Origin of the sequence: Rhodoferax sp. (genome assembly GCF_030646845.1) — a bacterium.
In the GTDB taxonomy this organism is placed as follows: Bacteria; Pseudomonadota; Gammaproteobacteria; order Burkholderiales; family Burkholderiaceae_C; genus Rhodoferax.
In genome coordinates this window covers 1-6,495 of the sequence record NZ_JAUSLE010000044.1, presented here as the reverse complement: position 1 = coordinate 6,495, position 6,495 = coordinate 1, and the positions used below count along the sequence as shown (strand labels likewise).

Here is a 6,495-nt window from a genome sequence, read left to right as displayed (position 1 = left end):
TCGGGGATCTGGTCGGTTTCGCCAACGTGTGCTTCTTGCGGCACCAGCTTCTCGCGCACAAAGCGCCCAATGGTGTCGAGCAACAAAGTAAGGGTTTCTGAGTCTCTGATCATGGTGTTCTTCCGGTGGGTTACTTGACGTATTTACGGAACTCGGGTTTGCGCTTTTCACGGAAAGCGTTGCCACCTTCGGCCGACTCCGGGCTTTCGTAGTACAGCTTGAGCGCATGCATGGCCAGACCGCCCATGCCGCGGATCATTTCGGTGTCGACGTTGAAAGACTTCTTGGCCAGCGCAATGGCGGTGGGGCTCTTTTCCACGATCTCAAGACACCATTTGCGCACTTCGGCGTCCAGCTGGTCGAGTGGCACCACGGCGTTCACGAGGCCCATGGCCAGCGCTTCCTGCGCGGTGTAGCGGCGGCACAGGTACCAGATTTCTCGCGCTTTCTTCTCGCCCACCACACGAGCCAGCAAAGCGGTGCCAAAGCCGGGATCGACGGAGCCCACACGGGGGCCCGCCTGGCCGAGCTGAGCATTTTCTGAGGCGATGGCCAAGTCACAAATGGTGACCAGCACATTGCCGCCGCCAATCGCAAAACCGTTGACACGGGCAATCACGGGCTTGTTGCAGTCACGGATGGCGCTTTGCAATTCTTCAATCGGCAGACCGATGACACCACGGCCACCGTAGCCGCCGTCTTGCGTGCCCTGGTCGCCGCCGGTGCAAAAGGCCTTCTCGCCGGCGCCGGTCAAAACGACCACGCCAATGCTTCTGTCCCAGTCCGCGTCCTTGAAGGCGTGGATCATTTCCTCGCAGGTGTTGGCCGTGAAAGCGTTGTAGGCCTTGGGCCGGTTGATGGTGATGGTGGCGATGCCGTCAGCCTTGGTGTACAGGATGTCGGTGTAGACGGGGGTTGTCATTTCCATTTTGATTTCCTTGTGGGTGGGGTACAGAGTTAGCTAGTTAGAGAGTTAGCCGACCATGGTCAGGCCGCCGGAGACGCTGATGACCTGGCCGGTGATGAAGGCCGCGTCGTCGCTGGCCAAAAATGCGATGGCACCCGGCAGGTCGCCCGGCTGACCCAGTCGGCCAAACGGAATGGCGCGGGCCAGACCCTGGCGCAGCTTGTCGGCCTGCTCGCCGTCACCGGCGAAGTCGGCAAACAGCGCGGTGTCGGTCGGGCCGGGGCAGACCACGTTGACGTTGATTTGCTTGCGCGAGAGTTCGCGGGCGATGGTTTTGGAGAACGCGATCATGCCGCCTTTGCACAGTGCATACACCGCTTCGCCCGAGGAGCCGACACGGGCTGCATCGGAGGCTACGTTCACCACACGGCCACGGCCACGTTCCGACATGCCTTGAAGCACGGCATGGTGCATGTGCAGCGAGCCATACAGGTTGATGGCGACGATCTGTTCCCACAGCGCCTTGTCGGTTTTGAGGAAGTTGCCAGCACGGTCCCAGCCTGCGTTGTTGACCAACACGTCAATGGGACCCAAGGCGGCTTCAATGGCGGCGACGCCCGCAATGACTTGCTCTTGATTGGTCAGGTCCACCACAAAAGCCTGGGCCTTGCCGCCGGCTGCAACGATGTCTTTGACCACGCCTTCGGCAGCGGTCGGGTTGATGTCCACCACGGCAACTTTGGCACCTTCTTCGCCGAAGCGCTTGCAGGTTGCTGCGCCAATGCCGCCGCCGCCGCCGGTTACCAATACCACTTTGTCTTTAAGTCCGCGCATTACTTTTCTCCTGTTAAAAAATCAAAAAATTTGTCTGTCTGTGTCAAGTCATCGCTTACGATGACCGCTGTCCTGTTTGCTGAACCATCCCATGTCCGATCTGCGCACCGAGAAAAACCACGCGATTCACGAAATCAACAACCGGTTGTTCTTTCGCCTGTTTCAAGTTGCCAACACGCTGCATACCAAGGGCAGTCAGGCCGTCGAACAATTCGGCATGACGACGCAACGGTGGTCGGTGCTGGGCGCCCTGTCGCGGCCCAATGTGACCGGCGGCATGTCGATTGGTGACCTGTCCCGCTTTTTGCTGATGAGCCGCCAGAACCTGACGGGCCTGTTGTCGCGGCTGGAGCGTGATGGCTTGATCGAACGCGTCACCAGTGAGGACGACCGCCGTTCGCGCACCGTCAAACTCAGCGCGCAGGGCGAGGTACTGTGGCAACAGCTGCAAGACCCCATTCACAACTTCTACGATGAGGCCCTGAAAGGCCTGTCGTTCGATGACCGGGTGGCGTTTATCCATTACTTCACCAAACTGCAAAACAATATGTCCAAGCTTTAAGTCAGGCGCATGCCGGACTTTTCGCGCGCGATGATCATCTTCATGATGTTGGCGGTACCGTCCCCAATCTGCAGGCCCAGTACGTCCCGGTAGCGCTGTGCGAATGCGTAGTCGCTGGCATAGCCGCCGTGGCCGTGCGTGAGCAGGCACTGATGGATGATTTCGCAGGCCAGTTTGGGACCCCACCATTTGCACATGGCCGCTTCGGCGGTGTGCGGTTTACCGTTGTCCTTGAGCCATAAGGTGCGCAGGCAGTGCCAGCGCAGCGATTCCAGATAGGTTTCAGCTTCGGCCAGCGGAAAGCTCACGCCTTGGCGCTCGATGATGGGTTGGCCAAAAGTTTCCCGACCTTTGGCGTATTCCCAGCTTTCGTCCAGTGAGGCACGCGCCACTCCGAGGCATTGCAGGCCGATCAGCGCGCGGCTGTAGTCAAAGCCCTGCATCACCTGGATGAAGCCCTTGCCTTCATCACCCAGCATGTGGTCGGCGGGCACGCGCACGTTGTCAAAGAAGATCGAACCGCGTCCCACCGCGCGGGTGCCCACATCGTCAAACGCCGTGCGGGTCAGGCCGGCCAAGTCCATGGGCACCAGAAAGGCACTGATGCCCTTGGCGCCGTCTTTGTCGGTGCCGGTGCGGGCAAATACCACCGCCACGTCGGACTGGTCGGCCAGTGAGATGGAGGTTTTTTCGCCGTTGATCACAAAGTGATCGCCATCGCGGACGGCCTTGAGCTTCAGGCGGGCGGCGTCTGATCCGGCGCTGGGCTCGGTTAAGGCAATGGCAACAAGCTTTTCACCCGCCAGGATGGGTCTGAGCCAGCGTTCTTTCAAATAGTCCTGGGCATGGGTGGCAATGATTTGCCCGCACAAGGAGGTCAGGAGATTGATATACGACATGTTGAAGTCGCCATAGGCAATCTGTTCCAGCAGCAGGCCGCTGGTGACGCAGTCCACACCCAGGCCGCCGTAGGCTTCAGGCAGCTCCGGGCCGAGAAAGCCCATATCGCCCATGGCCTTGACCATAGCCCGGTCCACGCGGCCCGTTTTGTCACCCACCCGATAGCCCGGGGCCAGTTTTTGTTTCGCAAAGCGGCGGGCGCTGTCTACCAGTGCCTGCTGGTCGTCACTCAGGTTGAAGTCCATTGCAGTCTCCTTTTAATTCAATGGACGAAGTTTAAGAACGAATTGCAAACAATGTCAATGTATTTACTTAAATGCGTTTAGATAAATTGGTTTTGATTTGCTTTTCAAGCCAGTAATTGTGGTTATATAGGGGAATTCCCTAGTAATTAAGGTGGGGTTTTCATGTCGGAGAGGGATTGCTAAAAAGCACATATAGCAATACATTGTCGCATTGCGTGTTTTGCAGGGGGCATTTTGCACCCGCATTGCGCATCCCATGACTAAAGGAGACTCCTGTGCAATTCGATCCTGTTTTGATTTCGCCCCGCCAGGCGGCCATGACCGCGGCGGGCTTTTGGCGCCACCAGACCATCAACCATTTCATGGCCCAGGCCTTGCAAAACTGTCCGGACCATACGGCGGTGGTGGCTTACCGCAGTGATGTGCCACAGCCTGTGCGCCTGAGTTATCGGGCACTGGACCGGCAGGTCGATCGCATTGCCCGCGGTTTGACCGCGCTGGGCGCCGGTCACAGCGATGTGGTGAGCTGGCAGCTGCCCAACTGGTGGGAGTTCATTGCCCTGTCGCTGGCTTGCGCGCGCATTGGGGCCGTGGCAAATCCGATCATGCCGATCTTCCGCCAGCGCGAGCTCAAGTTCATGCTGGACTTTGGCGAGTCCAAAGTCTTCATCGTGCCCAAGAGTTACAAGGGCTTTGACTACGAGGCCATGGCCAATGGCATGCGCGGTGAGCTGCCTTTTCTGCAGCACCTGGTGGTGTTGAATGGCGAAGGCGCCGACAGTTTCGACGCGCTGCTGCTGCGCGATGACACCCCGGCACTCACGGGCGAAGGCCTGGCGCCGGATGAGGTGTTGCTGCTGATGTACACCTCGGGCACCACGGGTGAACCGAAGGGCGTGATGCATACCTCCAACACGCTGTTTTCCAATCTGCATGGCTACATCGAGGCCTATGGATTAACACAGAAGGATGTGATCCTGGGCGCGTCGCCCATGGCGCACCTGACCGGCTTTGGCTATCTGGTGATGATCCCGTTGATCCTCAATGCCACCACCGTGCTGCAAGACATCTGGGAGCCCCGCCAGGCGCTGGAGTTGATCCGCGACGAGGGCATTACCTTCAGCATGGCCTCCAGCCCCTTCGTGGTTGACTTGTGCAACGCGGCTGAAGCGGGCGGTCCGGTGTCGCCCCAGTTTGCCAATTTCTGCTGCGCCGGGGCGCCGATTCCGCCGGTGCTGATCGAGCGTGCCCGCAAAATATTAGGCCTGGCAGTCAGCTCGGCCTGGGGCATGACCGAGTGCGGCGCCGTGACCGTGACCGAGCCCGCCCGCACGAATGAAAAATCCGGTAACACCGATGGTCGCCCGCTGCCGGGCATTGAGCTGAAGGTGGTGGATGTCGATGGTCGGTCGCTGCCGGCAGGGCAAACCGGCAGTCTGCTGGTGCGCGGCTGCTCGCTGTTTGCCGGTTACCTCAAACGCCCGCACCTGAACGCGACCGATGCCGACGGCTGGTTTGACACCGGTGATATGGCGTTCCTGGATGTTGAAGGCTACGTTCGCATCAATGGCCGCAGCAAGGACCTGATCATTCGTGGCGGCGAAAACATCCCGGTCATGGAAATTGAAAACCTGCTCTACAAGCACCCCTCCGTGGCGATGGTCGCCATCGTCGGTTACCCCGATGCACGCCTGGGCGAGAAGGCCTGTGCGTTTGTCACGGTCAGGCCTGGCCACAGCTTCACACTGGAGGACATGAGCCGCTACCTGTCGGACAACCAGGTCACCCGCCAATACCACCCTGAGCGGCTGGAACTCATGGAGGACTTGCCCAAGACGCCCAGTGGCAAGCTGCAGAAGTTCAAGCTGCGCGAAGCGGCCAAGGTGTTTGGAGAAAGCACATGAGCGCTCCCATGCGTACCGATGAGGTGATCCAGCTCGAAGTGCAGGGCCGCGTTGGCCTGATCCGCATCCATCGGCCCGATGCCATGAATGCCTTGAACGATGCAGTGATGAACGGCCTGCGCGATGCGCTGGACCGGCTGGAAGCCGACGCCGGTATTGGTTGCGCGGTGCTGACGGGTTCCGAGAAAGTGTTTGCGGCTGGTGCCGATATCGTTGCCATGCAACACATGGACTTTGCCGAGGCTTACACCACGGACTTCATCACCCGCAACTGGGAACGGCTGCGCACCTTTCGCAAGCCGGTGATTGCAGCCGTGTCCGGCTTTGCTCTGGGCGGCGGCTGCGAGTTGGCCATGATGTGCGATATGGTCTTTGCGTCCGAGACGGCGCGTTTCGGGCAACCGGAAATCAAGATTGGCACCCTGCCGGGCGCCGGCGGTACGCAGCGTTTGCCGCGTGCCGTGGGCAAGGCCCTGGCGATGGACTTGTGCATGACCGGGCGTTTGATGGATGCGCAGGAAGCCCTGCGCGCTGGCCTGGTGTCGCGTGTGTTGCCGGCCGACAGCCTGCTGGAGGAAACGTTGGTCATAGCGCAAAAAATTGCCAGCTACTCCCTGCCCGCGCTCATGATGATGAAGGAAACCGTCAATCGGGCGTTCGAGAGTCCGCTGAGTGAAGGTATCTGGTTTGAACGGCGCATGTTGCACGCCAGCTTCGCGCTGCAAGACCAAAAGGAAGGCATGCACGCCTTTGTAGAAAAACGGGTGCCGAACTTTGTTCACCGCTGAATAAACATGGGATCCACAACGTGGTCTGTTAGCCCTTTCAGCTGTTGAGTGGGTCACGCCATGTTGTTGGCGTTTGCCATGCCCCGTTCGCGATCAAGCGCTGTCCGCGGCCATTGCCGCATCAAATCGAATTTATATTTTCAATTGGAGAACTCTCATGGCCCACACCGCCTTCAACTGGCAAGACCCCTTTTTGCTCGACCAGCAACTCAGCGATGACGAACGCATGGTGCGCGATGCTTCCGCCGCGTATTGCCAGGACCAGCTGCAGCCGCGCGTGATCGAAGCCTTTCGCGCTGAAAAAACCGATGTCGCCATCTTCCGTGAAATGGGTGCGCTCGGCCTGCTCGGTCCG

At 59.4% G+C, this 6,495-nt stretch carries 7 protein-coding genes; 4 read left to right on the top strand and 3 right to left on the bottom strand.

Features of this window, described 5'->3' with window-relative positions; all coding sequences use genetic code 11:
- Nucleotides 1-130 precede the first annotated feature (130 nt).
- Together badI and Q7T10_RS10310 are read right to left on the bottom strand one after the other, a co-directional pair.
- Nucleotides 131-928 carry a 2-ketocyclohexanecarboxyl-CoA hydrolase gene (gene badI, locus Q7T10_RS10315; protein ID WP_370653754.1) on the bottom strand — a complete coding sequence of 266 codons (798 nt, stop codon included), beginning with the start codon at nt 926-928 and terminating at the stop codon, nt 131-133.
- 45 nt (nt 929-973) lie between these two features.
- Entirely contained in the window at nt 974-1,741 is a 768-nt protein-coding gene (locus tag Q7T10_RS10310; protein WP_304747896.1) for a glucose 1-dehydrogenase, read from the bottom strand.
- A 91-nt stretch (nt 1,742-1,832) separates the two neighbouring features.
- Here Q7T10_RS10310 and Q7T10_RS10305 point away from each other — a divergent pair, with 91 nt between their 5' ends.
- The gene (locus Q7T10_RS10305) at nt 1,833-2,303 is read left to right on the top strand and encodes a MarR family winged helix-turn-helix transcriptional regulator (RefSeq protein WP_304747894.1); all 471 of its coding nucleotides are present in this window, start codon (nt 1,833-1,835) and stop codon (nt 2,301-2,303) included.
- Here Q7T10_RS10305 and aliB read toward each other — a convergent pair.
- On the bottom strand, nt 2,300-3,448 hold the full coding sequence (aliB, locus tag Q7T10_RS10300; protein WP_304747893.1) for a cyclohexanecarboxyl-CoA dehydrogenase: 1,149 nt from the start codon (nt 3,446-3,448) through the stop codon (nt 2,300-2,302). The two genes, Q7T10_RS10305 and aliB, sit on opposite strands and share 4 nt — an antisense overlap.
- A gap of 275 nt (nt 3,449-3,723) precedes the next feature.
- Here aliB and aliA point away from each other — a divergent pair, with 275 nt between their 5' ends.
- From aliA to Q7T10_RS10285, 3 genes are all read left to right on the top strand, one after another.
- Nucleotides 3,724-5,352 carry a cyclohexanecarboxylate-CoA ligase gene (gene aliA, locus Q7T10_RS10295; RefSeq protein ID WP_304747892.1) on the top strand — a complete coding sequence of 543 codons (1,629 nt, stop codon included), beginning with the start codon at nt 3,724-3,726 and terminating at the stop codon, nt 5,350-5,352.
- A complete protein-coding gene (locus tag Q7T10_RS10290) occupies nt 5,349-6,140 on the top strand; it encodes an enoyl-CoA hydratase (protein WP_304747890.1) in 792 nt (263 codons plus the stop codon). Before aliA ends, Q7T10_RS10290 begins: the two co-directional genes overlap by 4 nt.
- Nucleotides 6,141-6,297: 157 nt before the next feature.
- The coding region (locus tag Q7T10_RS10285) for an acyl-CoA dehydrogenase family protein (RefSeq protein WP_304747889.1) at nt 6,298-6,495 on the top strand (198 nt) is incomplete at its 3' end.